This window comes from Paraburkholderia sp. Cpub6, from assembly GCF_014201065.1.
Lineage (GTDB): Bacteria > Pseudomonadota > Gammaproteobacteria > Burkholderiales > Burkholderiaceae > Paraburkholderia > Paraburkholderia tuberum.
In genome coordinates this window covers 1-22,896 of sequence record NZ_JACHDM010000038.1, presented here as the reverse complement: position 1 = coordinate 22,896, position 22,896 = coordinate 1, and the positions used below count along the sequence as shown (strand labels likewise).

The window sequence follows — 22,896 nt, the reverse complement described above, 5'->3', positions numbered from 1 at the left end:
CGTTGACCTGGCCACGACGATGAACATTGACGATCGGCTTCTCGAGAGCAAAATGATCGCGATCGAGCAGGCGAGATCATGGAGTCCGCGCGTCATTTCCAAGCTCGAGACTCTGATCAGGAGCGGCGACGAGCTGTCCGTCTACCGGGTCAATCCGCTGGCGTTTGCGCGAGATCGCGGCATAAGCGAGGCTGAATGCATTGACCTCTTTCTTCATGCGGCGCGATACGGATTGTTCGAGATGAACTGGGACGTTCTTTGTCCGCAGTCGGGAATGGTCCTCCACAGCTTCGGATCATTGCGCACTCTCAAGACCCATTACGTCTGTGGGCTATGCGACGTTACGGGCGAAACCGACCTCGACGATTTCATCCAGGTCACGTTTTCAATATCGCCCGAACTTCGGAGGCTGACGTTCCACGATCCCGAGTCGCTTTCCGTGGAAGATTTCCACTGGAAACTGCGATTTAACGGTGACGGTCGGTTCGCCGGCCAGCAAGTCCGGTTTCTCGACTTCTTGCGGGGGCTCGTGCGCGGCCTCACGTTCCTGCCGCCAGGTTCGACGACGACCCTGCAGGCTGTTCTTGGCCCCGGTGCCTTGACGGGTGTGAATGTCGAGACACAAGCCGCTCTCATCGTTCCGATCGCTGGTGAGGCCGCTACCTCGCCGACACTGTTGCAGGTCGGTTATGACGGTCAACGGTTTGCCCCGGCGCTCTCCGTTGTGCCGCCTGGTCCTGTCGTCATTCAGGTAAGGAATACCGGGAGCACGCGCGGGTCGCTGCTCTTGATCAATTGGCCTCCAGAGGTCGTCGCTCAGGCCATCAAGCCGCCGCTCGAATTCGAACCGTATCTCTCCGGAGGGGCGCTGGTGGCGCGACAGACCTTCCGGCGCCTGTTCCGCTCGGAGAACGTTGACGAGAAGGAAGGCCTTGGGATTCGGCAAGTGACGTTCGTTTTCACGGATCTCAAGGGTTCGACGGCCATGTATGAACGCATCGGCGATCTGAATGCGTACGGCCTCGTCAGACAGCATTTCGCCTTGCTTGAGATGATCGCACAACGGTATTCCGGCGCTATCGTAAAGACGATTGGCGACGCTGTGATGGCCGTCTTTTGTCGACCAACGGACGCAGTTTCCGCGTCGTTGAGTATCGTGGAGGAAATTGGGCGCTTCAATCGCGAACGTGGAGAACCGGCGATCATCCTGAAGATCGGGGCACATTGCGGGCCGTCGATTGCGGTGACACTGAACGACAATCTCGATTATTTCGGTCAGGCCGTCAACGTCGCCGCGCGCGTGCAGTCTCTCGCCGACGCCGGGGAGATTTGCATTTCGGAAGCGCTCTATAGTGCGCCTGGGGTCCGCGACCTCCTTGGTGGCCGCACTGTCGTCGAATTTGAGGCTCCGCTTCGCGGCCTCCAGGGCAGGGCAAGCGTGTATCGCATCGTGTCCGAGTGGTGACGGCTTACGGCGCCGATCTTGCCTCCTCCTGGGGCTATTCTTGTTTGCTCAACGTCGAACCCGACAGGTGCCGAGATGGAGAAGAACGACGCAGCCGGTTTGCTCCCTATGCACGGCGTTCAGCCGCGTTCCGAGGAAACGCTCGATCCGGACGATTGGGTTGCGCTGCGGACACTCTCGCACCGCATCGTCGACGATGCGGTCGACTACCTGCGCGACGTGCGCAGCCGGCCAGTGTGGCGAAGCATGCCCGAGGAGGCCAGGGCCTTATTCGAGCAGGCGCTGCCACGCTCGGCGTCACCAGTGGAAAGTATTTATCACGAGCTTGGCGAGAATTTGATGCCCTATCCACTGGGCAACGTACATCCTCGCTTCTGGTCCTGGTATATGGGGGCAAGCAACTTCACCGGCGCACTGGGAGACTTCCTGGCGGCAATTCAGGGTTCCAACCTGGGTGGCGGCAATCATGCGGCGGCTTTGATGGATCAGCAGGTCGTCAACTGGTGCAAGGAGATGGTTGGCTTTCCAGTTTCCGCCAGCGGCACATTGGTCAGCGGCGGCTCGATGGCAAATATCATTGCCCTGACAGTGGCACGCAATGCGAAGGCTGGAATCGACGTGCGCGAGCATGGTGTAGCCGCCATCGACCGACCGTTGCGATTTTATGGCTCCGATCAGATGCATAGCTGCCATCGTAAGGCGATGGAGTCGCTAGGCCTGGGAAACGCGGCGTTGCGGCGGGTCCCGACCGACGCGGCGCTGAGAATCGACGTTGCCGCTCTGCGGATTGCGATCGCAGAGGACCGGTCAGCGGGATTTCAGCCTGCTTGCGTGATCGCAACGGCGGGGACAGTCAATACAGGTGCGATCGACGATCTGATGGCGCTGGCGGATCTGGCCGCTGAACAGAACGTCTGGTTACACGTAGACGGATGCATCGGCGCGCTGCTTCAGATCGCACCCGACAATTCATATCGCGTCGCGGGCATTGCGCGCGCTGATTCGATCGCCCTCGATCCTCACAAGTGGCTGCACGCTCCGTTTGAGGTCGGCTGCGCCCTCGTTCGCGACGCTGCGGCGCATCGAGGCGCATTCGCGGTGACATCGGAATACCTGCAACCAACAGCGCGCGGAATTGCTTCGGCCCCCTGGCTCTACGAGTATGGATTGCAGACGTCTAGAGGTTTCCGTGCGCTAAAAGTCTGGATGGCTCTGAAAGAGCATGGAGTCGAGAAGTTCGGCCGTCTGATCGACCAGAACATCGCGCAGGCTCGCTACCTCAGTGACCTCATCGAGTCCGAGCGACACCTCGAGTTAGTCGTGCCGACCAACATCAACATCGTATGCTTCAGATATCAACCGGAGGAGATGGAAGAGGCAGCATTGAAGGCGCTCAACATCGAGATCATGTTGCAGCTTCAGGAAGCTGGCATCGCGGCCTTGTCCGACACAACGGTGCACGGCGTGCATTGCCTCAGGGTCGCGATATGCAACCACCGAACCCGCAAGGACGACCTGGATCTGCTGGTCGAAGAAATCGTTCGACACGGACAGCGGATTTTGCAAGGTTGACAGAACCCAAAGGAGCCAGCATGAACATAAGCAATGCGAGCAGAATAATCGGCGCAATGTTAATTGCGGCCATCGCGAGTGGCGCGGCCTATGCGAACGCGCAACAAGGTATGAGCGCGACGGCCGGCGCGGTCGCACAAAGGGTGGCGGCCTCGGGCTCGCCGCCTCGACCCAGGCCGGATACTTCGATAGTTCGTGACGTTCGCCGCGCCCTCAGGCGGGTACCGGATATGGATGATTCAGAGATTCACATCAGGGCGAGCCACGGCGTCGTCACGCTCAGCGGATCGGTGCCGGAAAGCTGGCAGATCTCGCGCGCTGGCAATGCAGCAAGATCAGTGCTGGGAGTCAAGGCGGTGACGAACAGATTGACAATGCGAAAGAGCGATGCAGCAAGCATTGAGCAACGTCTCGCGGCATCGGCCGGATAGGCTCGATGTTGATCTCATCACTTCGGCGTAGACGATGCTCTAGTGAGAATCTCCGGATCGACCTGAAGCTCCACGAAGGCGCAACGCGCGACTGTTGCGCGAAAACCTGATTTCGGGGTCGTTCGCGCCTCAGCTCGCTGCATTTAGCCCTTCATGCAGAAAGCCGCAGCTGACGGCCTGTTGCAGTCCTACTCGCCGGCGGCCGCCGACAAGATCGAGACGCACGACAAGGATCCGAAAGGCCTGTACTACGCGATGGTCGGCAACTACCCGAGCTTCATCTACAACTCGGCGGTGCTGAAGAGCCCGCCCAAAACTTACGCAGACCTGCTCGCGCCGCAGTTCAGGCAGAAGATCCAGTACTCGACGCCGGGACAGGCCGGCCGCGAATTGATCCGGATGGGCGATATCGTCGACAAGAATCTGATGGAACTGGCGCAGAAAAAGATCAAGGCGCAGGTGAGCTTTTCGGCTGAAGGCGCCGAGGATCTGCGCGCGCTGCACCAGTTAGTGATCGACAGTTTTCACCGTGCTCAGGCGCTGCTCGTGTCGGGAAGGATGCAGACTGCGGCGCAGTTGCTCGAGGACAAACAGGCGCTGCGGCGTCTCGAACGCGCCGCACGGGATTCTCATCTCGACCGCCTGCGCGAGGGCAAGCCCGACAGCATCGCGTCAAGCTCATTGCATCTCGACGTGCTGCGCGACCTCGTGCGGATCCAGTCGCACATCTGTGCCCTCGCTTCGATGCGCAGGTCGCATGAGGCAAAACACGACGCTATCGAGCGACGACATTCGCTGCGTCTCGAGCATACTGCGTGGGCGGCAGCCCGACATGACGCGTGAACGCGACGCTGAATGCGCTCGCCGAGCCGTAACCGACACGTTCCGCGATCACCGCGATGCTGACTTCGTTCCGGCGCAGCAGGCTCCTGGCGACGGCCATGCGCCACGACAACAGATACTCCATCGGTGCCACGCCGACTGCGCGGCTGAATCGATCGAAGAAAGAGGACCGTGAAAGCGCGGCGGTTTTTGCGAGTTGTGCGATCGTCCAGGGCTTGTGCGGACTCTCGTGCATATGACGGATGGCGAGCGCGAGACGGGCGTCGGCGAGGCCGCGCACGAGTCCGGGCGACGCCCCCGTCCCCGTGGCTCGCAACGCTTCAATGAAGAGCACTTCGAGCAGTCGCGCCAGCACGACCTCGCGCGCGGGCCGCTGCGCGCGCGATTCTTCCCTCACGAGCTTGACGAGCGTCGCCAGCCTGGGTTCACCGCGCACGTGCGCGAGCTTGGGCAAGAGCGAGACAAGCAAGGCCGCATCCGGCGAACCGAACGCGCAGAGGCCCGCAAGCCATTGGGCTTCTGGCGCGACCGATGCATCGCCGAAACGAAAGCTGCCGTCGGGCAGTGCCGCGGGCGCGATATCGGAGACGTCGTCATCGTCGGGCGGGTTGATGCTCGTCATCGTGAAGCTAAAAACTTCGGGCACGAGCACGAAGTCATCGGCCTGAAGAATGAGCGGCTCGCAACCATTGACGGATAGACGGAAGGAACCTTCGAGCACCACGCAATAGAACGGCTGGCCGACTTCCGTGCGGCTCGCGCGCCAGCGCCCGGCGCCGCTCAGCACTTTCGAGAACGTGGGCGTCGGCTTCAGCAATGTGACGATTTCGGCGAGCGGGTCGATCATGATCGGACGATTTCGAATGAAACCTGGACGCTCAATTGTAGCGAGTCCGGGCGGTCAGGACTTATTGTGTTGGGACTGTCACCAACCACAGGATTCGACATGAAGACCGTCTTGATTACCGGTTGCTCGTCCGGCTTTGGCCTCGAAATCGCGCGTTATTTTCTGGATCGCGACTGGCGCGTTATCGCCACGATGCGCGCGCCACGCGAAGACGTCTTGCCGCGCTCCGATCGTCTTTCGATTCTCGCCCTCGACGTGAAGGACCCGCAAAGCATTCGCGCCGTCATCGATGCCGCCGGTCCGATCGACGTGCTCGTCAACAATGCGGGTATCGGTTTTCTGAACGCGCTCGAAGGAACGCCGATGGACACCGTGCGCGATATCTTCGAGACCAATACGCTCGGTACCATCGCGATGGCGCAAGCCGTGTTGCCGCAGTTCCGCGAGCGCCGCGAAGGTGTGATCATCAATGTGACATCGACCGTCACCTGCAGACCGCTGCATTTGCTGTCGGTCTACACCGCGAGCAAGTCCGCGGTCAACGCGTTCAGCGAATCGCTCGCGCTCGAACTGGAGCAGTTCAATGTGCGCGTGCGTGTCGTGCTGCCGGGACGCGCGCCTTCCACCCGCTTCGGCGAGAACGCGCAGGCACGTATGAAAGACGGATTCGCCGAGCCGTACGGCGCGCTCGTGGAGCAGATTTTCGCAAACTGGCAGAAAGAAACGGCCGTCACGCACGCATCGGATGTCGCCGAAGCGGTTTGGCTCGCAGCGACCGATTCATCGAGCCCGTTCCACATCCCCGCCGGCGAGGACGCCGTCAAGTGGTACAACGCGGCCGCTAAATAGCACGAGTAAAAATCGCGGAGGTGAGCGCCTCGGGCCTCAGACCTGGCCGATGCCGCCGTCATTCATCAAATCCGCGCCCGTCATATAGGAACTCTGTTCGGAGGCGAGAAAGAGCGCCGCGCTGGCCATCTCCTCGGCGCGGGCGAGTCGACCAATCGGGACCATGCTCTTGTACATGCTCACCAGATCCTCGCGTGTCGCCGACTGGGCGTCGAGAATCGGGGTGTCGGTGACACCGGGGCTCAGCATGTTGACGCGAATGCCGCGATCCTTGAATTCGGCGGCCCAGGTGCGGGCATAGGAACGCAACGCGGCCTTGGTCGCCGCGTAGGCGGTATGACCAGGGATGCCCATGACGTGCATGGCCGACGAAACCAGGATGATCGACCCACCACCTGTCATCATCGGCAGCAGCTTCTGCACCAGAAATACCGGGCCGCGCGCCATGAGGTTGAATGCCTTGTCGAAATGCTCGGGCGTGATGGTGTCGATCGAAGCCTGCTCGGTAAAGCCCGCGTTCGACACGATGATGTCGACGACACCTTTTTCGTCCCTGACTGCCGCAGCGACACGGTCGAGGTCATCGAGATTCGCGGCGTCGGCCTGAAGCGCGGTAACGTTGCGTCCGAGCAGTTTGACGGCCTCGTCGAGCTGGCCTTGGCGCCGACCGAAGATAAAGACGTGAGCGCCTTCGGCGACGAATCGCCTGGCGATCGCCAGGCCGATACCCGTCGTTCCGCCGCTAATCACGGCGATCTTCCCTGTGAGAGTAGACATTGAAGCTTCTGCCTGTTCGTGAATGGAAGTGACATCGTAATTGCGGCCCCTGCGAATGATAATCGGCGGATTTATCATAAGATCCATTCACCGAGAGAATAGATCGCACGAGAGAAATACAATGGATCGGTTTCACGAATTGAACGCCTTCTTCGCCGTCGTTGAAGCGGGTGGCTTTTCCGCCGCGGCGCGCAGAACCGGCGAGTCACAGTCCGCGATCAGTAAGTCGATCGGCGCGCTGGAAAAGCGCCTGGGCGTGCTGCTATTGAACCGAAGCACACGCAGCGTGACGCTGACGGATCAGGGGCAGAAATACTACGAACGCACCAAGCCGTTGCTGGACGAGATTGAGGTGGCCGACAGCGAACTGACCAGCAGCACGCTGGATGTCTCGGGGCTTGTCCGGATCGCCTCTGCCTCTACGTTCGGTCGCCTGCACGTTGTTCCGCTCATTCCCGAGCTGCTGTCGCGCTATCCTGGTCTGCGGGTCGATCTCGTGTTGTCGGATTTCGTACGCGATATGGTCGAGGATCGAATCGATCTCGCGATTCGAGTGGGCTCCGTCAACGATCCGGATTCGGTCGTGAAGCGGATTGCCAGCACCCCGCTGGTCTGCGTCGGATCGCGTCGCTATTTCGAGCAATACGGTGTACCGAAGGATCCTACCGAACTCGCCAATCACAATTGCCTGCTCTACGGCGGTCTGATGGAGTCGGCAAACTGGCCGTTTCATGGGCCACGAGGCCGATTCAGCGTACCGGTGCGAGGCAACCTGTCGTCGAATAGCGTCGAGACAATACGATCGGCCGTGCTCGCCGGCGTGGGAATCGGCCTCTTCGCGAAGCTCTCGCTCGCCGACGAACTCAAGCATCCCGACATTGTGACCGTGCTAGACGACTTCATTCGCGACGCCCGTGATGTAAGCATCATCTGGCCGAGGCGTCGTTTCGTGCCTGCGCGCGTGCGCCGGGTGACTGACTATTTTGCGGCTGCGCTGCCGCAGCGCTTGTAGGATCGCGACGTCCGTGAACTAAAAGATGGCTCGCGGCACTGCGTGCGTCTTAATCAGTCGATTCCGGCGCGCACTTCAAACGCCGTCCGTCACGCAATGTTCGCGAGCGGCGTGCGTTGAGTGCCAGCGTCGCTCGACATCGAATCCCGCACATGGCGCGCGAATTCCTGTGCCGCTGGCTGAACCGTCGCGGGCAATCGCAGACAGATCGCGAACGGAGGCAGTGCAGGCAAGCCGCTGACTCGAAACGTGAGCGTCTCCAGATCGGCCGGCACCGTGGAGGCGAGCCAGGCCGTGATCGCGAGGCCCGCGCGCACCGTTGCGGCGGTCGCCTCGATGTTTCCGCTCTCGAACACCGTGCGCCACGCAATGCCCTCGTCCGCGAGCGCGCCGAGCACCACCGGACGGAAAGCACAACGCTCGTCTACCATCGACAGCGGCAACGGCCGCTTCTGCCATGCATCACTGCCGCGCCCCTTGACCCACACCAACTGCTCGATGCAGACCACTTCACCTTCGGCTTCGCTTGCGACATATTCGACCAACGACACGTCAACGCGACCGCTATTCACCGCTTCGCTCAGCTCTCGCGACGCCGCGCACACCAACGAAATTTCGACGTGCGGATGCGCCTCGGCGAATGCTTTCATCGCGGGCGCGAGCCGCGTCACGAGATCGTAAGGCACGCCCACACGCAAGGCGCCGCGCAACGGCTGGCCGGTCATGTCGGCCCAGATTTCGTCGTTCAGCCGCAGCAGCTTGCGCGCCTTCACGAGAAACTGCTCGCCCTGGTGCGACAGTTCCAGCCGGCGCGTCTTGCGAACGAACAGAAGGCAATCCAGCACATCTTCGAGGCGCTTCACCTGTTGGCTCACGGCGCCTTGCGTCATGTGCAGCAGATTCGCGGCGACCGTCATGCTGCCGCTATCGGCGACGGCAACGAAGGTGCGGATCAGATCGAGGTCGAGATTTCGGCTCATCTATGCATTATGCGGCGTAATGTACCGCATCAATATTATTAGCTTTCACGTTGCTTTGACGATCCGTACAGTGCGAATTCACTGATCCGAATGTGCACCGATGACCTCGATTCTGCCGCTTCTGCTCTTCGTCGCCGTCGCGACCGTGACGCCCGGCGGCGCGACCACGCTCGCCGCCGCCTCAGGCGCACGCTTCGGCTTCGTACGCTCGATACCGCTGATGCTCGGCATCGCGATGGGCCTCGCCTTGCTCGCTGCGCTCGCCGCACTCGGGCTTGGCGGTCTGCTTCTCACGCTGCCGTCGCTGCAAACGGCGGTGAGGACGCTCGGCTCCGCGTATCTGCTGTGGCTCGCATGGCGCATCGCGCGCAGCGGGCCGCCAAACGCGAGCAATGGCCCCGTGCGCCCGGTTTCGCTCGTCAACGGTTTCCTGCTGCTCTGGCTCAACCCGAAAGGCTGGGCGATGACGGTTGGCGCGGCGGCGTCTTTCGCGCTGCTCGCAAACAATCCGAACCGCCTCGCGATGCTGCTCGGTGCAGCGTTCGGGGTGACTGCGTGCGCGTCGCTCGCGCTGTGGTGTGCGCTCGGCGTTCTATTCGCGCGGCTGTTTCGGACGCCGCGCCACTGGCGCATTCTCAATCTCGCGATGGGTGTGCTGCTCGCTGCGTCCCTCATTCCGACTTGGAGATAAGCATGTCTTCCCATCCGCTCGCCGAATCGTTCGACCTTGAAGCCGCGTTCGCCGATGTGTCGGATCATTGGTCGCCGAAAGTTGTCGCACGGGTCAACGATCAGTACGTGAAGGTCGCGAAACTGCGCGGGCAGCTCGTCTGGCACGACCACGAGCACGAGGAGCTTGCCGAAGAACACGAGCACCCCGATATCGAGACCTTGCTGGATGAAGCCATTCGAGACGCCGGAGACGTCGGCATCGTCTGGCCGAGGTGCCGTTTCGAGCGTGCATGGCGCCTCCGCTCGAGTCGACGCTGAAAGGCGTGCTCAGTGCAGTTTGACGTGCGGCGCGGTGCTTCGACGGAGCCGATGCGCGAGGGTATTGACGATCATGCGTGCATAGCCATGCAGCGCTGCAACGTGCATCCGATACAGCGACAAATACATGAAGCGAGCAAGCAGTCCGTCCACGAGCATGCTGCCGCCGATAAGACCTCCCATCAGACTCCCTACCGCATTCGCGTGCCCGAGCGACACTAGCGAGCCGAGATCGCGATAGGCAAACTCCGGAAGCTTTTGCCCCTCGATGCGTCGCGCAAGTGCCTTGACTAAAAACGATGCCTGCTGATGAGCCGCCTGGGCGCGCGGTGGAACATTGCGCTCGAAACCCAACCATGGACAGGCCGCGCAATCGCCGAATGCGAATATATGGTCGTCAAGATCCGTTTGAAGCGTGCGACGCACACTGAGTTGCCCCAGATGATTGACTGTCAGCCCATCGAGCGTTGAAAGCACCGCGGGTGCCTTGATGCCCGCGGCCCACACCGTGAGATCCGCACGTATCGTCTTGCCGTTTTTCGTGCGGATGAGTCCGGGCGCGACCTCCGCGACCCGCTCGTCGACCATCAACTTGACATTGAGTTTGCCCAGCAGTCCGGCCGCTGCGGTGGACACGCGTTCTTTCAACGCCGGCAGAATCCGCGGCCCAGCTTCAATGAGCACGATCCCGACGTCGTGTGTGGGGTCGAGCCGATGCAAGCCGTATGATGAAAGTACCTTCGCCGTATTGCGCAATTCGGCGGACAATTCCACGCCCGTAGCGCCCCCGCCAACGATCGCGACCTGGACACGAGGCGCGTGATCGACGGGCACTCCACATGCACTCCGCTCACCGGCGTCTCGTTGTTGTTCGGCGCGAATGCAAGCTGAAATCAGGCGCTTTCTGAAGCGTTCCGCTTGAGCGACGTTGTCAAGCGCGAGCGAATTTTCCGCCGCGCCCGGCACGCCGAAGTAGTGCGTTGTACTGCCGATGGCAAGAATCAACGAGTCGTACCCGATTCGGCGCGGCGGTACCAGTTCGGCTCCGTCGTCATCGAGCAGTGGCGAAAGCAGGACCTGCCTCGAGCCACGATCCAGTCCGACAAGTTCGCCATGGATGAACTGGAAGCCGTGCCACTGGGCTTGCGCGGCGTACGCCAGTTCCTGTGCGAATGGGTCCAGACTTCCCGCTGCGACCTCGTGCAACAGGGGCTTCCAGATATGCGTCGGGTTGCGGTCGATCAACGTAATGGAGGCACGTTGCGCCCCGCTTCTTCGCCGACCACCATAACGATCGCCTAGCCTCGTTGCGAGTTCGATGCCACCCGCTCCTCCTCCCACGATCACAAAACGATGCATGCAGATTCTCCCTGGACGACGACGCGCGGTACGGAAATCCAACACAACGGTTGAGAACAACTATCGCAGAAGCCCGACAGCAAGAAAATCTCATAGTTCTGATGGCTGCCTTCAGGTTTTCTGATTGAGAGATCTCCTACTGACCTCGCCCTCAACGGCGTACTCGCACTGTCTGGAAACCCCTCCAGGTTCACACGCACGAGCCCCAAGACCCGACGCGCGACTTCACTTCGGCGCAGTCGGCTCGCCGCGATGGCCAGGCGCTCGAACGTACTGCTGAACGCAGTTCGGCGCCCTTCCACTCGGTGTGGTCGTCAAAGGGATGATCGTAGGTGCCGCGCCGACGGCTGGGGGTCGTTCTTCGCCAGATCTGTGGTGATCAGGATGAAGCCATCGACGTTCACACTTTTGGTCGATGGATTGATGCTGTCGGCAGGTATCTCATCGTTGTGGGCCTCAATGGCACGATGACTGCGTCGCCGAACTCGCTGAAACATGCGCCATCGCGGCTAGCGAAAAGATGCCTTGCGACGCCGCCGCCAGTTCGCAGATAGCGTCGCTGATGCAGTTCATTCCGTCTTTATTCTCCAATGCGCTTGAAGCTGGCGTAGTAATCGTCGGTGTAATAGCACTCGCCGGTTTGCTTGCGCGGCCCACCACATACGATCCGACGCTGCCCGCGATCCGTCGCGCCTGGTGTGCGAACCGTATAGGTGTGGTAGTAACCGCGCGGATGCTTCGGCAGCAAAGCCGCACTGTTACGAAACAAGACGCCGTCATCGCTAAACGGGAAGGGGCCGCCCGCTTTGATCAGTCGCAGAGTTTCGGCCGCCTCCGCCGGCAACTGCGCCTTGGTGACGGTGACCAGCGCGCCTGTTCCTTGGGCGCCTGATGCAGCGGTTGCATCGCTCGCACCCTGTGCTGGCTGAACCGGCGCCGAGCTCGCGGATGCGCCCGATGCCTCAGTGGCGCTTTGCGGTCCCTGCTTGCCGCATCCGCCGAAGATCGCGCTCAATGCGACGATGCAGGAGACAGCCCACGCTCTCTTCACGAAACGGTTCTCCCTTCGTTGACCAGCACCCGACGACCTGGATAGACGTAAAGGTATCGCTAATGACGGAGCGAATCAACGTTCGATCGGAAATAGTCTGCGCGCGATCGGAATCCAGTCGTTTCCCCTATCGCGAACATTCGTCGCATGCGGCGAAAAGGGCCTGCGTATAAGGTAAATCAACAGCTAGTTGCCGTTTGGAGCAGTCATGAAGCGGACCATCAGGATCGAATCAGATCCAGTCGACACATCGCCGCGCATCGCTCTGTGGGCGCTCGGATTCAGGCCTTTCTATCTGGCCGGTGCTCTGTTCGGCAGTATTGCCATGCTGCTCTGGCTCGGCGCGCTGGCAGGGTGGTTGCTGCTGGACTCCGCGTCCTATATGTCAGGGAACGCTGTGGCACGTTCACGAAATGATCTTTGGATTTGGCGCCGCGATCGTCGCGGGATTTCTGCTGACAGCGGTTCGCGCGTGGACCGGCACGAATCCCGCGCATGGCGCCGGTCTCGCGGCACTGTTGCTTCATTGGCTCGCGGGCCGGATCTTGATGTGGCGCGGTTCGGGTACGGTCGGCGTCGTCGTGGATGTGGCGTTTCTGCCCGTGGTTGCGCTCGTTCTGCTGCGCGTGCTCCTGCGGGCGAAGAATCGCCACAACGCCTTTCTGCCGGTCGCAGTCGGATTGCTCGCGCTTCTCAATGCCCTCTTCCATGTGTGGGCAACGCATGGTCACGGCGACTTGGCGCTGCGCAGTGCGTGGCTCGCGGTCGGTATGCTCGTTCTGTTCGTGACGATCATCGGCGGGCGCATCATTCCGTCGTTTACTGCCAATGCCGTTCCGGTTTTAGCGCGAGACGCTGGCGATTCGTCGAAGCGACCGTCATTCCGGTGACGCTGCTCGCGTTTCTGCTGGACGCGCTTGGTGCGCCGTGGGCAGCAATCGTTGCTGCGGCCGCCGCGGCGGCGGCCATTCATGGGCTACGGCTCAGCGGATGGCGTTCGTGGCGCGTCGGCTATCGGCCTATCCTCCTGATCCTCCATATGGCCTACGCGGGAATTCCCCTGGGCTTCGTGATGTTGGCACTCGCCGCGCCAGGCGTCGTCGCGCATTCGGTCGCGATTCATACGTTCACGGTCGGCGTCATCGGATGCGCGATCATCGCAATGATCACGCGCACCGCGCGCGGACATACCGGACGCGAGCGCGCGAGAATCGTGGTTTAACGATGGTTTCCACACCTGCAGCGGAGTACGAAATGGACGATCCCTATGATCTTCAGCGCTTCCTCGATGCACAAGAGCCGGTCTACGACCAGGTATGCGATGAACTGAGGCACGGACGTAAGCGAAGCCACTGGATGTGGTTCGTGTTTCCTCAAATCGAGGGGCTCGGAACCAGCGCAATGGCTCAGCGATTCGCGCTTTCGTCGCTGGACGAAGCGCAAGCCTATCTGCGCCACCCGATACTCGGCCCACGGCTGCGCGAAACGACGCACCTGGTCAACCTCGTCAGCGACCGCTCCGTCGAGGAAATATTCGGGTATCCGGATGACCTGAAGTTTCGCTCGTCGGTCACCTTGTTCGCGCGCGCCACGAACGACAACGACGTATTCATCGAAGCTTTGCGCAAGTATTTCGGCGGAGAAGCCGATCCGCGGACCCTCCAGCTGCTCTAGACCATTTTGGTAGCGGTCCCGCGCACGCGGGGCGCAGCGGACCGCGCAATTCCGCTCCCGGTGCAGTGCGTGGTCACTGCCCGCTCACATCGGCTGCACGGGATCGAAAGAGCAGCAGGTGATCCGTGCCGGATTCGGACAGCCAGACCTCGCCCGGACGACCCATCATCTGACGCACGTTCGCGTGGTCACGCGGCAGCGGCAACACGTCGAACCGCTCGGCACGCGGATCGAAGCGCACTAGCGCATTAGCGCTCCATTCGCTGAGCCAGACGATGTCCTGGTCGTCGACGAATATTGCATACGCGTGCGGATCGTTGCCGGGCAGTCGCCATTCGCGCCAATGATGCGTGCCAGGATCGTACACGCCGACTTTTCCGGCGTTCCACTCGCTGACCCAGATGCGCCCCCTGGAATCGGCCCAGACGCGGCGCGCGCCCTGATTCGACGTTGGTGGCTCGATGACCTGTGCCGCGCCCGTCGTCGGGTCGATGCGACCAACGTAATTTCCCGCCAGCGAAGCGAAATACAGATCCCCGGAGCGGGTCACGCAGATACCGTAGGGCCCGGCGCCGCGTGGGGCATCAAAGACGCGCATGCGCGATCGCTGCGGATCGAGTTCGCCGTAGATACCACTTTGCCCCGTAAACCACAGATGCCCCTGTTTGTCGAACACGGCGGTATTCAGATTGGCATCTGGCCGGTCCTTGGGTAGCGGAAAACGCGTTACGGCGAGCGTCTTCGGATCGATACGCACGATTGCGTTCTGACCGCCGTCAGTGACCCACACCGCACGATCGGGGCCGACGATCACGCCATGTGGCGCCGATCCGGCGCCGAGCGCGATCATGTCGGTTTTGCCGCTGCGCGGGTCCAGCCGCCCGACCGCTCCCCGCGCCTGCGCGGTGTACCACACGGTGCCGTCATGCGCCGGTGCGACGTCATGCGGTGCGCTGCCGGCCGGGACGGCGAAGCTCTCGAACGACGGCGGCTGTGCTTGAGCCTGCGCGAGGCCAAGGTTGTCTGTGCTGATCGCGCAAGCGATGGCGTAAAGAGCCAGGGCAATCGCAGACCGGGCAGTCGATTGCGAGGCAAGCTTCGGAAAATGTTTGAAGTCCAAGCGGGCAAATTCCATCATCGCACGAAGTCGCTCGAGCGCCGCATGCCCCGGATGGATCGCGAACATCCACCAAAGAAGCCCCACAAGTAACAGCAGAGGAATCAGCATGGGTGGTCTCGATCGCTGCTTGTGCCAGCTAACGTATCACGAATGCCACTTGCCAAGGTCAACCCGACGTTTCAATGCTTGGCGGCGCGCTACGCGTCTGCCTTCAGCCGATCTCGACCGCCGTCTTCCCTGCCTGCCGACGCTCCTCTAGCGCGGCGTGCGCTTCCTCGACGTTGTCGAAAGTGCGATTCGCCGGGATATTCGTTGCCGGGTTTGCGTGCAATGGAACCGCACCAGGGTAAATACAGATTCGATCGCTCAAAAAGCTTTATAGAATGACCAATATTAGCAAGGAGCAATAATGCTTGCTATAGATTAATAAAAGACATCCCGCAGAACCCGGAGACGCCATGCAGATCGACTACCAAACGATGCGGTTCGACTACGAGCGAGCCGCCGACCACGATGCCGGTGCACCGCTCACCTATCCGGTCGTGGTGATCGGCGCTGGCCCGGTCGGGTTGTCAGCGGCCATCGATCTGGCCCAGCAGGGCGTTCGCACCGTACTGCTCGACAATGACGACACGCTGTCGAGCGGTTCGCGCGCAATCTGTTTTGCGAAGCGGACGCTGGAAATTTTCGATCGGCTCGGCTGCGGCAAGCAGATGGTCGACAAAGGCGTGAGCTGGAACGTCGGCAAGGTGTTCCTGCAGGATGAACTGATCTATACGTTTAACCTGCTGCCCGAGACAGGCCACGCGCGCCCGGCATTCATCAATCTGCAGCAGTACTACGTCGAGGGCTATCTGGTAGACGAGGCCAAGCGAACCGCGAATCTGCAGATGCGCTGGAAAAGCAATGTGATCGGTGTGACCCAGCAAGACGACCACGTCGAGTTGCGGGTCGAAACGCCCGACGGCATTTATCCAATGCGCGCGCAATACGTGGTCGCCGCCGACGGCGCGCGCAGCGCGGTGCGCAAGGCGCTCGGTCTCGACAGTCATGGTCGCACCTTCAAGGACCGCTTCCTGATCGCGGATGTGAAAATGAAGGCGCCGTTTCCGACCGAACGCTGGTTCTGGTTCGATCCGCCCTTCCATCGCAATCAATCCGTACTGCTGCACAGGCAGCCCGACAACGTCTGGCGCATCGATTTCCAGCTCGGCTGGGACGCCGATCCGGTCGCCGAAAAACAGCCTGAAAAAGTGATTCCGCGCGTGAAAGCGCTGCTCGGCGACGATGCCGGGTTCGAGCTCGAATGGGTCAGCGTCTACACGTTTTCGTGTTTGCGGATGGACAGTTTCCGGCATGGCCGCGTGCTGTTCGCGGGCGATTCGGCGCATGGCGTGTCGCCGTTCGGCGCGCGCGGCGCGAATAGCGGCGTGCAGGATGCCGACAATCTCGCCTGGAAGCTGCGGCTCGTCGTCAACGGCGACGCGCCGCCGGCGCTGCTCGATACCTATGCATCCGAGCGCGAGTATGCGGCGGACGAAAACATCCTGAATTCATCGCGCGCCACCGACTTCATCACGCCGAAAAGCGCGGTTTCGCGGATGTTCCGCGATGCCACGCTCAAGCTCGCGAAAGAGTGTCCGTTCGCGCGGCGCATCGTCAACAGCGGCCGTCTGTCGGTGCCGGCGGTTCTGCGCGACTCGCCCCTTAACACGCCCGACGCCGACGCGTTCACCGGTGCGATGGTGCCCGGCGCGGCCAGCACCGACGCGCCGGTCAAGCTCGCTGGCGAAGACGCCTGGTTCCTGAATCAGACCGGACATGGCGGCTTCACGGGTGTGCAATTCTGCGGCCCGGGAGACGACCTGACGAAATGCGCCGAACAGCTTCGCGCGCTCGCATGCCTCGCGGTGCCGGTTCACTCGTTGATCGTCGTGCCGCGTGGCGCGGCCGTGACCGCTCTTGCGGAGATGCCTCATGTCACGGTGATCGAGGACGTCGAAGGCATCGTCACGCATCGCTTCGATGCGCGGCCCGGCACCTTTTATCTGCTGCGTCCGGACCAGCACGTCTGCGCGCGCTGGCGCGCCCTCGACACCGCATCGGTCGCCAAGGCCGTGGATCGCGCAACCTGCAACGGATAACCATCATGACCAAGCTGAACATCGAAACGAATATGGCCGATCCCGATGCGTTCTATGAAAAGCTCATCGACGCGCACAATGGACTGACCGACGAGCAAAGCCATTTCATGAACGCAAAGCTCGTGCTGCTGCTCGCGAACCACATCGGCGATGCCGACGTGCTGCTCGAAGCGCTGGCGCTGGCGCGCGCGGATTGACGACCCAGGCTCAGCGCCCGATCCAGCCGAACCGCCACGACAGCCGTCGTGTCGTGGCGAGCAGCCTCTGCGCGGTCGTGCCGTGCGTGCTGAAATCAAAGCCGCCCGACGGACCGATCACCGCGACCACCAGACTGACGCTGCCCGTATGATCGAACACGGGCGCGGCCAACGCGCCGATGCCCGGCACCGGCGCATCGAGTGCGTCATCGATGCCGTCGCTCACAACCTTCGCGCGACGTGCCAGATAGGCCGGAGCCAACGAGGGCGGGCCCTTTTTCGGCGCCACGAGCACTTCCGCAACCGGCGCGCCCGCGAGTCTGATCGATTCCTGCGACAACAGCCCGACCAATACGTCGTCCGCAAGATGCGCGGCGAACACGCGCCCTATCGCCGTGTTGACGAGCGACATCACGGTGCCCACGCGCAGGCTCACGTGTTGTGGTCTCGCCGATTCTTCGAAGCGGATTACCGTAGGACCCAAAGGTCCAAGAATCGCCACCGCGACGCTCATGCCGGACTCCGCCGCAAGCGTGACGATCTCCGGTTCGGCATCGCGAATCGGCGACATGCGCTGCAATGCGATCAGGCCGAGCTCCATGCCGAGCGGTCCCGCACTGAAAAGACCGGTGTCGTCGCGGCTCAGCAAGCCGACCTTGAGCAGACTCACCAGATGCGGAAACGCCTTGGCGGCGGGCATATCGGCGGCCGCGGCCAGATCGCGCAACGACAGTGGACGGCCGGCGGCAACGAGTGCCAACAGGAGTTCGCCTGTGTTGTCGAGCGCGCTGATTCCGCGCTGAGCTTTCGTGTCGTTGAGTTGGGGCGTGTTCGCGTCGGACGCGTCCGGGGTTTCGATCTGCATGATTCTCAGCTGGGTGTGACCAGCGCTTCGGTGATACGTCGGGAAGTTTCGAGCAACTGACGCGCGACCATACCGTCCCACGCGACTTCGATCGAGCCCGACGAGCCGATCGCCGTCAACGCGAGTTGCATCCGTTGATCGCCATCGAACACCGGCACGCTCAGACTGCTGATGCCCGGACTCGGCGCATCGATTCCTCGCTCGATGCCGCGCGCGCGGATCTCATCGAAGCGTTTGCGCCACTCCGCGCTAGTCGGCCCTTTGGCGGCGCGGCCGCGCGCCGGCGTCGGGTCCGCCGAATGCGCCTGGCTTCGCGCCATTTGCGCGACCTGCTCGGCAGCGCAGAACGCGCAGAATACGCGGCCCGTCGATGTCGCTTCGAGCGACATCACCGTGCCGATGTGCAGATTGACATGCAGCGGCGCACCGCTGCGCTCGTATCGGACGATGGTCGGGCCCTGCACGCCCGCCACGCAGATCGCCACGCTAAGACCGATCCGCTCCGCGAGCGAAGCCGCGTGGGCAGCCGCGATGCGATAGACCGGCTGCTGTTCGATATGCATGAGGCCAAGCCGCAACGACAGCGGCCCCGGCTCGTAGTTGCCGGTCAGGGCATCGCGCTTGACGAGGCCGAGGCGCGTCAGGCTCACGAGATAGGTATGCGCCTGCGCCGACGACAGTTGCGCCTCGCCGGCCAGCTCGGTCAGCCCGAGCGGTTCGCGCTGTCGCGCCAGCGCCTGCAGCAGACGTCCGCCGACCTCGACGCTCTGAATCCCCCGCTGTTTCTTTTCGCTTGTCGTATCAGCCATCGTGTTGTCCGCCCTTGACCCGAAGGAGATTCGGCCCGTCCGGTGTCGCCCGTGGAAGGCCTAGATGGTATCCGATCGGACCGTGCCGACCAACCAACGGAGTTTACCCTAGCTTAGTGAATGACAAGTTATTTTGTCATTGACAAATATCAGCGTGACGACGACTATGAGTCATCCCCCAACGAGTCGTGAGACGGAGATAGACATGGCGAAGGCTTTCGCATCCCAGGCCGACCTGGAAGAGAAGAAGATCACGTGGACCCAATTATCGGAAAACGCGTATGCCTACACGGCCGAAGGCGACCCTAACTCGGGCGTGATCATCGGCGACGACGGCGTGCTGATCGTCGACACCACCGCCACGCCGGCCATGGCGCAAGACCTGATCGCGAAGATCCGCAGCGTCACCGACAAGCCGATCAAATACGTCGTGCTGTCGCACTATCACGCGGTGCGTGTGCTGGGTGCGTCGGCGTACTTCAAGGAAGGGGCACAGCAGGTGATCGCCAGCCGCGGCACCTACGAAATGATCGTCGAGCGCGGCGAAGCCGATATGAAGTCGGAGATCGAACGCTTCCCGCGTCTTTTTGCAGGCGTCGAAACGGTGCCCGGTCTGACGTGGCCGACGCTGGTGTTTGAAAAGGAAATGACGCTCTTTCTCGGCAAGCTCGAAGTGCGCATCGCGCATCTCGGCCCCGGCCACACGAAGGGCGATACGGTCGTCTGGCTGCCGTCGCAGAAGGTGTTGTTCTCCGGCGACCTGGTCGAGTATGAAGCGGCCTGCTATTGCGGCGACGCGCAACTCGAACAATGGCCGGCAACGCTCGAAGCATTGCGCGCCCTGAACGCGGAGAAGCTGGTGCCGGGTCGCGGCCCCGCGCTGCTGTCGCCGGCGGATGTGAACAAGGGCCTCGACTACACGAAAGACTTCGTCACCACGCTGTTGCATGCGGGCCGTGACGCATTCAGGGACAAGCTCGATCTGAAGGGCGCGATGGCGCTCACGCGCAAGGCCATGGACCCGAAGTTCGGCAACGTCTTCATCTACGAGCATTGCCTGCCGTTCGACGTGTCGCGAGCCTACGACGAAGCGAGCGGCATCAGCCATCCGCGCATCTGGACCGCGCAGCGCGACAAGGAAATGTGGGACGCGCTGCAGAATTGATCGCGCCGCGCACTCGGGAAAGGCCGTTCGGTCTTTCCTCTTTTCCGTTCAAACCATGAAGGCGCGCTAGACGCCTCGGGCGCGCTCGTCTTCGCACAGGCGCGCTCCGCACCTGGAGCGAGACATGCAGCATTCCCTCGATGGCAACGCCATTGGCCACGCCGCGCCCGTCGCGAGCGACGATTCGATGTTCAGGAAGGTCGCGTGGCGCATCGTGCCGTTTCTGTTTCTTTGTTATGTCGTGTCGTTTCTGGACCGGATCAACATCGGCTTCGCGCAATTGCAGATGAAGCATGATCTCGGCTTCAGCGACGCGATGTACGGACTCGGCGCAGCTATGTTCTACGTCGGCTACGCGCTGTGCGAGGTGCCGAGCAACATCCTGTTGGCCAAATACGGCGCGCGTAAAACCTTCATGCGGATCATGCTGCTGTGGGGCATCGCGTCGATGTGCATGATGTTCGTGTCGAAGCCCGCGCACTTTTACGTTCTGCGCTTTATGCTGGGCGTTTTCGAGGCGGGCTTTTTCCCGGGCATCGTGCTGTATCTGACGTATTGGTTTCCCGCCAGCCGGCGCGCCGCCGTGATCTCAGTATTTTTCGCGGGCGTGGCGGTCGCGGGCGTGCTCGGCGGACTTTTCTCCGGCTGGATCATGCGCGACATGAGCGGCGTGCTGAACCTGTTCGGATGGCAGTGGATGTTTGCGATCGAAGGCGCACCCGCTGTGATTCTCGGATTGCTCTCGTGGCGCTATCTGGTCGACAAGCCGCACGAGGCACGCTGGCTCACGCAGGACGAAAAAGAGCGACTCGTCGCGCTTTGCGCGCAAGGCCAGTCGAAAGACCACCGGCATGACAGTCGCAGCTTCGCCGCCGCGTTGCTCAATCCGCGCGTCTATCTGTTCGCGTTCATCTATTTTTCGCTGACCTGTGCGTCGCTGACGCTTAATTTCTGGATGCCGTTGATGATCCGCGATTTTGGGGTTCAGGATGTCGTGGCGGTGAGTCTTTATACCGTGGTGCCGAATGCGATCGGTGCGGTGGGTCTGATTCTGATTGCGCGCCGCTCGGATCGAACTGGGGAACGGCGTAAGCATTTTGCTTTCTGCACGGTGGGCGGGGGTCTCGCGCTCGCGGCGCTTACGCTGCATCTGAGCAGCTTTCCTGCGATGCTGGCTATCCTGTCGCTCGCTGCCGTGTTGATTTTCGCGGCGCTGCCGATCTTTTGGGCGGTGCCTACCAGCTATCTGTCCGGGAAAGCGGCTGCGTCGGGGATCGCGTTTATTAGCAGTATTGGGATTACGAGCGGGATCGTCAGTCCGTGGGTGATCGGTCAGATTCGCACGACGACGGGGAGTATGGATCTTGCCGTTTATCTTCTTGCGGGGCTGCTTGTGGTTAGTGGGGTCGCTTTGATGGTCGGCGTTAAGGGGGCGTGATGCGACGGTGATGTCGCCTATGCCGAGTCGTGGTGGTGCCGCTTGCCCGCGTAATCTGGCTTTAAATGGCCCCGCCGAAGCGGGGCTGCGATTTCACGCTCTACCAATTTGCCATATCAAGCAAATCCTTTAAAAACTGATTTTGCGCTTTGCGAAGATTGTAGATGCACTCCTCTCGCAAAGCTGAAAACATCGATCCATCGTGTTCCGTTTTCCACTTTGCCCCGGCATTACGTGGTAATTCGCAGTACCTCACGGATGCATCTTGCGTTTCCATGTACTCGTCGAGCAACTTCGCATGGACGTTGCCGTTCCGCATGGTCGCACGCAACTTGTTATAGATAAATTTGCTCTGGACCGTCAGGTCTTTCTGTAACTCGGAATAGCATTCGGCGTCACCGTAACCGCCCCCCAAATGCTGCAGGCAATCCGAGTTCGACTTAGCGACCACATGACTAGAAGATAATACACCCGAGATAAAAAAAACTACCATGATCCTAATGAGATGCATCGTAAACTCCTGAGACAAATAAACGAGCTTCGGCAATCCGGCGATTCTTGACGCCACGATTCGTTCCCACCCGATACGTCAGTATAAAATCATGCATATCATCATAATGGCCAGAATTAACTTTTCTAATAATTTCGCTGGCGCCGTCTCCTGAGCCACAGTTATATACGATACTCACAAGGGCATCGTATTCGAACTGAAACAACGGGACCTTCATGTCAGCATTCAGACGTCTTTCTACCTCGGCAACGTTCCGCCGTCTGAACTCTCGCGCACGTTCCACGCTGATCACCTGCCCGACTTCGATGCGGTCGGCAGGGACAATGCGATGCCCACATCCAACAGTAGGAATTCCAACATTGTCCCGATAGGCTTTTAAGATGAACCCCTCTGTTACTTGATGACCTTTGTACACGCCATTCAACACCCCTGACTCCCATACAGCGGTAAAAGACAACCCATCCGGGCTAACATGCCACGGCTTGCCAATCCTGGCCGACTGGAGAATTACAAGTGAGTTCGGGTTTGTATCTGTCAGTGCTGCTCCCAGTGCATCAGGCATTACGCCTCCCTGTGACCGATAAAAAGGTGAATAGATCGCGCGCCCTCTGTCTGATAGCGCTTGGTGCGTCCCTGCAAATCGGTAATGCCGTGAACAAGTTCGCCCGATGGAAGTCGGGCGGTGTAATACGTATCAGGGAGTGGGCAGTCTCAAGAGTCAAGTGCAACGTTTAGCTAATCCGGCCTTCTCTAACTCTTTAGCCATTGCTTCCTCGGGGGAGTCCCAGCCGAGCGTC

The 22,896-nt window shown here is 61.0% G+C and carries 22 protein-coding genes and 2 pseudogenes; 14 read left to right on the top strand and 10 right to left on the bottom strand.

What is annotated here, in order from left to right:
• The first annotated feature begins 19 nt into the window (after window positions 1-19).
• From HDG33_RS33995 to HDG33_RS37845, 4 genes are all read left to right on the top strand, one after another.
• The gene (locus tag HDG33_RS33995) at window positions 20-1,465 is read left to right on the top strand and encodes an adenylate/guanylate cyclase domain-containing protein (protein ID WP_184039931.1); all 1,446 of its coding nucleotides are present in this window, start codon (window positions 20-22) and stop codon (window positions 1,463-1,465) included.
• A 75-nt stretch (window positions 1,466-1,540) separates the two neighbouring features.
• Window positions 1,541-3,037 (top strand): aspartate aminotransferase family protein, encoded by a 1,497-nt coding sequence (locus tag HDG33_RS33990; protein WP_184039928.1) that lies wholly within the window; start codon window positions 1,541-1,543, stop codon window positions 3,035-3,037.
• Window positions 2,953-3,468: a BON domain-containing protein gene (locus HDG33_RS38170; protein ID WP_311548413.1), complete on the top strand. Its 516-nt coding sequence runs from the start codon at window positions 2,953-2,955 to the stop codon at window positions 3,466-3,468. Before HDG33_RS33990 ends, HDG33_RS38170 begins: the two co-directional genes overlap by 85 nt.
• Window positions 3,469-3,621: 153 nt before the next feature.
• Window positions 3,622-4,311, top strand: coding sequence for an ABC transporter substrate-binding protein (locus tag HDG33_RS37845; protein WP_260330677.1), 690 nt, complete (start codon window positions 3,622-3,624; stop codon window positions 4,309-4,311).
• On the opposite strand, the gene HDG33_RS33970 is transcribed toward HDG33_RS37845, so the two are convergent.
• Window positions 4,244-5,158 carry an AraC family transcriptional regulator gene (locus tag HDG33_RS33970; RefSeq protein WP_184010480.1) on the bottom strand — a complete coding sequence of 305 codons (915 nt, stop codon included), beginning with the start codon at window positions 5,156-5,158 and terminating at the stop codon, window positions 4,244-4,246. The genes HDG33_RS37845 and HDG33_RS33970 overlap by 68 nt on opposite strands.
• A gap of 99 nt (window positions 5,159-5,257) precedes the next feature.
• Here HDG33_RS33970 and HDG33_RS33965 point away from each other — a divergent pair, with 99 nt between their 5' ends.
• Window positions 5,258-6,007 carry an SDR family oxidoreductase gene (locus HDG33_RS33965; RefSeq protein ID WP_184039922.1) on the top strand — a complete coding sequence of 250 codons (750 nt, stop codon included), beginning with the start codon at window positions 5,258-5,260 and terminating at the stop codon, window positions 6,005-6,007.
• Between the two features lie 36 nt (window positions 6,008-6,043).
• On the opposite strand, the gene HDG33_RS33960 is transcribed toward HDG33_RS33965, so the two are convergent.
• The gene (locus HDG33_RS33960) at window positions 6,044-6,784 is read right to left on the bottom strand and encodes an SDR family NAD(P)-dependent oxidoreductase (RefSeq protein WP_184039919.1); all 741 of its coding nucleotides are present in this window, start codon (window positions 6,782-6,784) and stop codon (window positions 6,044-6,046) included.
• A gap of 121 nt (window positions 6,785-6,905) precedes the next feature.
• Here HDG33_RS33960 and HDG33_RS33955 point away from each other — a divergent pair, with 121 nt between their 5' ends.
• Window positions 6,906-7,796, top strand: a complete 891-nt coding sequence (locus tag HDG33_RS33955; RefSeq protein ID WP_184039916.1) for a LysR family transcriptional regulator — start codon at window positions 6,906-6,908, stop codon at window positions 7,794-7,796.
• A gap of 89 nt (window positions 7,797-7,885) precedes the next feature.
• Here the strand turns inward: HDG33_RS33955 and HDG33_RS33950 are convergent, their stop codons facing one another.
• A complete protein-coding gene (locus HDG33_RS33950; RefSeq protein WP_184039913.1) occupies window positions 7,886-8,776 on the bottom strand; it encodes a LysR substrate-binding domain-containing protein in 891 nt (296 codons plus the stop codon).
• Window positions 8,777-8,876: 100 nt separating this feature from the next.
• On the opposite strand from HDG33_RS33950, the gene HDG33_RS33945 reads away from it, so the two are divergent.
• Both HDG33_RS33945 and HDG33_RS33940 read left to right on the top strand, forming a co-directional pair.
• Window positions 8,877-9,467, top strand: a complete 591-nt coding sequence (locus tag HDG33_RS33945; RefSeq protein WP_090811625.1) for a LysE family translocator — start codon at window positions 8,877-8,879, stop codon at window positions 9,465-9,467.
• 2 nt (window positions 9,468-9,469) lie between these two features.
• A pseudogene (locus HDG33_RS33940) lies at window positions 9,470-9,631 on the top strand (cupin domain-containing protein); the annotation flags it as partial.
• 144 nt (window positions 9,632-9,775) lie between these two features.
• Here HDG33_RS33940 and HDG33_RS33935 read toward each other — a convergent pair.
• Window positions 9,776-11,125, bottom strand: coding sequence for an NAD(P)/FAD-dependent oxidoreductase (locus HDG33_RS33935; RefSeq protein ID WP_184039910.1), 1,350 nt, complete (start codon window positions 11,123-11,125; stop codon window positions 9,776-9,778).
• Window positions 11,126-11,705: 580 nt separating this feature from the next.
• On the bottom strand, window positions 11,706-12,176 hold the full coding sequence (locus tag HDG33_RS33930) for a ribonuclease (protein ID WP_184039907.1): 471 nt from the start codon (window positions 12,174-12,176) through the stop codon (window positions 11,706-11,708).
• Window positions 12,177-12,384: 208 nt separating this feature from the next.
• Between HDG33_RS33930 and HDG33_RS33925 the strand changes: the two are divergent.
• Window positions 12,385-13,377: pseudogene (locus HDG33_RS33925) on the top strand (NnrS family protein); the annotation flags it as partial.
• A gap of 53 nt (window positions 13,378-13,430) precedes the next feature.
• On the top strand, window positions 13,431-13,850 hold the full coding sequence (locus tag HDG33_RS33920) for a DUF1810 domain-containing protein (RefSeq protein WP_090811630.1): 420 nt from the start codon (window positions 13,431-13,433) through the stop codon (window positions 13,848-13,850).
• Window positions 13,851-13,923: 73 nt separating this feature from the next.
• Here the strand turns inward: HDG33_RS33920 and HDG33_RS33915 are convergent, their stop codons facing one another.
• Complete coding sequence (locus HDG33_RS33915) at window positions 13,924-15,078, bottom strand: SMP-30/gluconolactonase/LRE family protein (RefSeq protein WP_184039904.1); 1,155 nt, start codon at window positions 15,076-15,078, stop codon at window positions 13,924-13,926.
• A 350-nt stretch (window positions 15,079-15,428) separates the two neighbouring features.
• On the opposite strand from HDG33_RS33915, the gene HDG33_RS33910 reads away from it, so the two are divergent.
• Complete coding sequence (locus HDG33_RS33910; RefSeq protein ID WP_184039901.1) at window positions 15,429-17,114, top strand: FAD-dependent oxidoreductase; 1,686 nt, start codon at window positions 15,429-15,431, stop codon at window positions 17,112-17,114.
• A gap of 5 nt (window positions 17,115-17,119) precedes the next feature.
• On the top strand, window positions 17,120-17,311 hold the full coding sequence (locus HDG33_RS33905) for a DUF2783 domain-containing protein (protein WP_013094246.1): 192 nt from the start codon (window positions 17,120-17,122) through the stop codon (window positions 17,309-17,311).
• 10 nt (window positions 17,312-17,321) lie between these two features.
• Here the strand turns inward: HDG33_RS33905 and HDG33_RS33900 are convergent, their stop codons facing one another.
• Together HDG33_RS33900 and HDG33_RS33895 are read right to left on the bottom strand one after the other, a co-directional pair.
• Window positions 17,322-18,176 (bottom strand): IclR family transcriptional regulator, encoded by an 855-nt coding sequence (locus HDG33_RS33900; RefSeq protein ID WP_184039898.1) that lies wholly within the window; start codon window positions 18,174-18,176, stop codon window positions 17,322-17,324.
• Window positions 18,177-18,181: 5 nt separating this feature from the next.
• Complete coding sequence (locus tag HDG33_RS33895) at window positions 18,182-18,985, bottom strand: IclR family transcriptional regulator (RefSeq protein WP_184039895.1); 804 nt, start codon at window positions 18,983-18,985, stop codon at window positions 18,182-18,184.
• 205 nt (window positions 18,986-19,190) lie between these two features.
• Between HDG33_RS33895 and HDG33_RS33890 the strand changes: the two genes are divergently transcribed.
• Together HDG33_RS33890 and HDG33_RS33885 are read left to right on the top strand one after the other, a co-directional pair.
• On the top strand, window positions 19,191-20,150 hold the full coding sequence (locus HDG33_RS33890; protein ID WP_184039892.1) for an MBL fold metallo-hydrolase: 960 nt from the start codon (window positions 19,191-19,193) through the stop codon (window positions 20,148-20,150).
• A gap of 124 nt (window positions 20,151-20,274) precedes the next feature.
• Entirely contained in the window at window positions 20,275-21,588 is a 1,314-nt protein-coding gene (locus HDG33_RS33885; protein ID WP_184039889.1) for an MFS transporter, read from the top strand.
• Between the two features lie 100 nt (window positions 21,589-21,688).
• Here HDG33_RS33885 and HDG33_RS33880 read toward each other — a convergent pair whose 3' ends face one another.
• Both HDG33_RS33880 and HDG33_RS33875 read right to left on the bottom strand, forming a co-directional pair.
• Window positions 21,689-22,099: a hypothetical protein gene (locus tag HDG33_RS33880; protein WP_260330676.1), complete on the bottom strand. Its 411-nt coding sequence runs from the start codon at window positions 22,097-22,099 to the stop codon at window positions 21,689-21,691.
• Window positions 22,086-22,661 (bottom strand): lysozyme, encoded by a 576-nt coding sequence (locus HDG33_RS33875; RefSeq protein ID WP_184039886.1) that lies wholly within the window; start codon window positions 22,659-22,661, stop codon window positions 22,086-22,088. The genes HDG33_RS33880 and HDG33_RS33875 overlap by 14 nt, the downstream gene beginning before the upstream one ends.
• Window positions 22,662-22,896 lie beyond the last annotated feature (235 nt).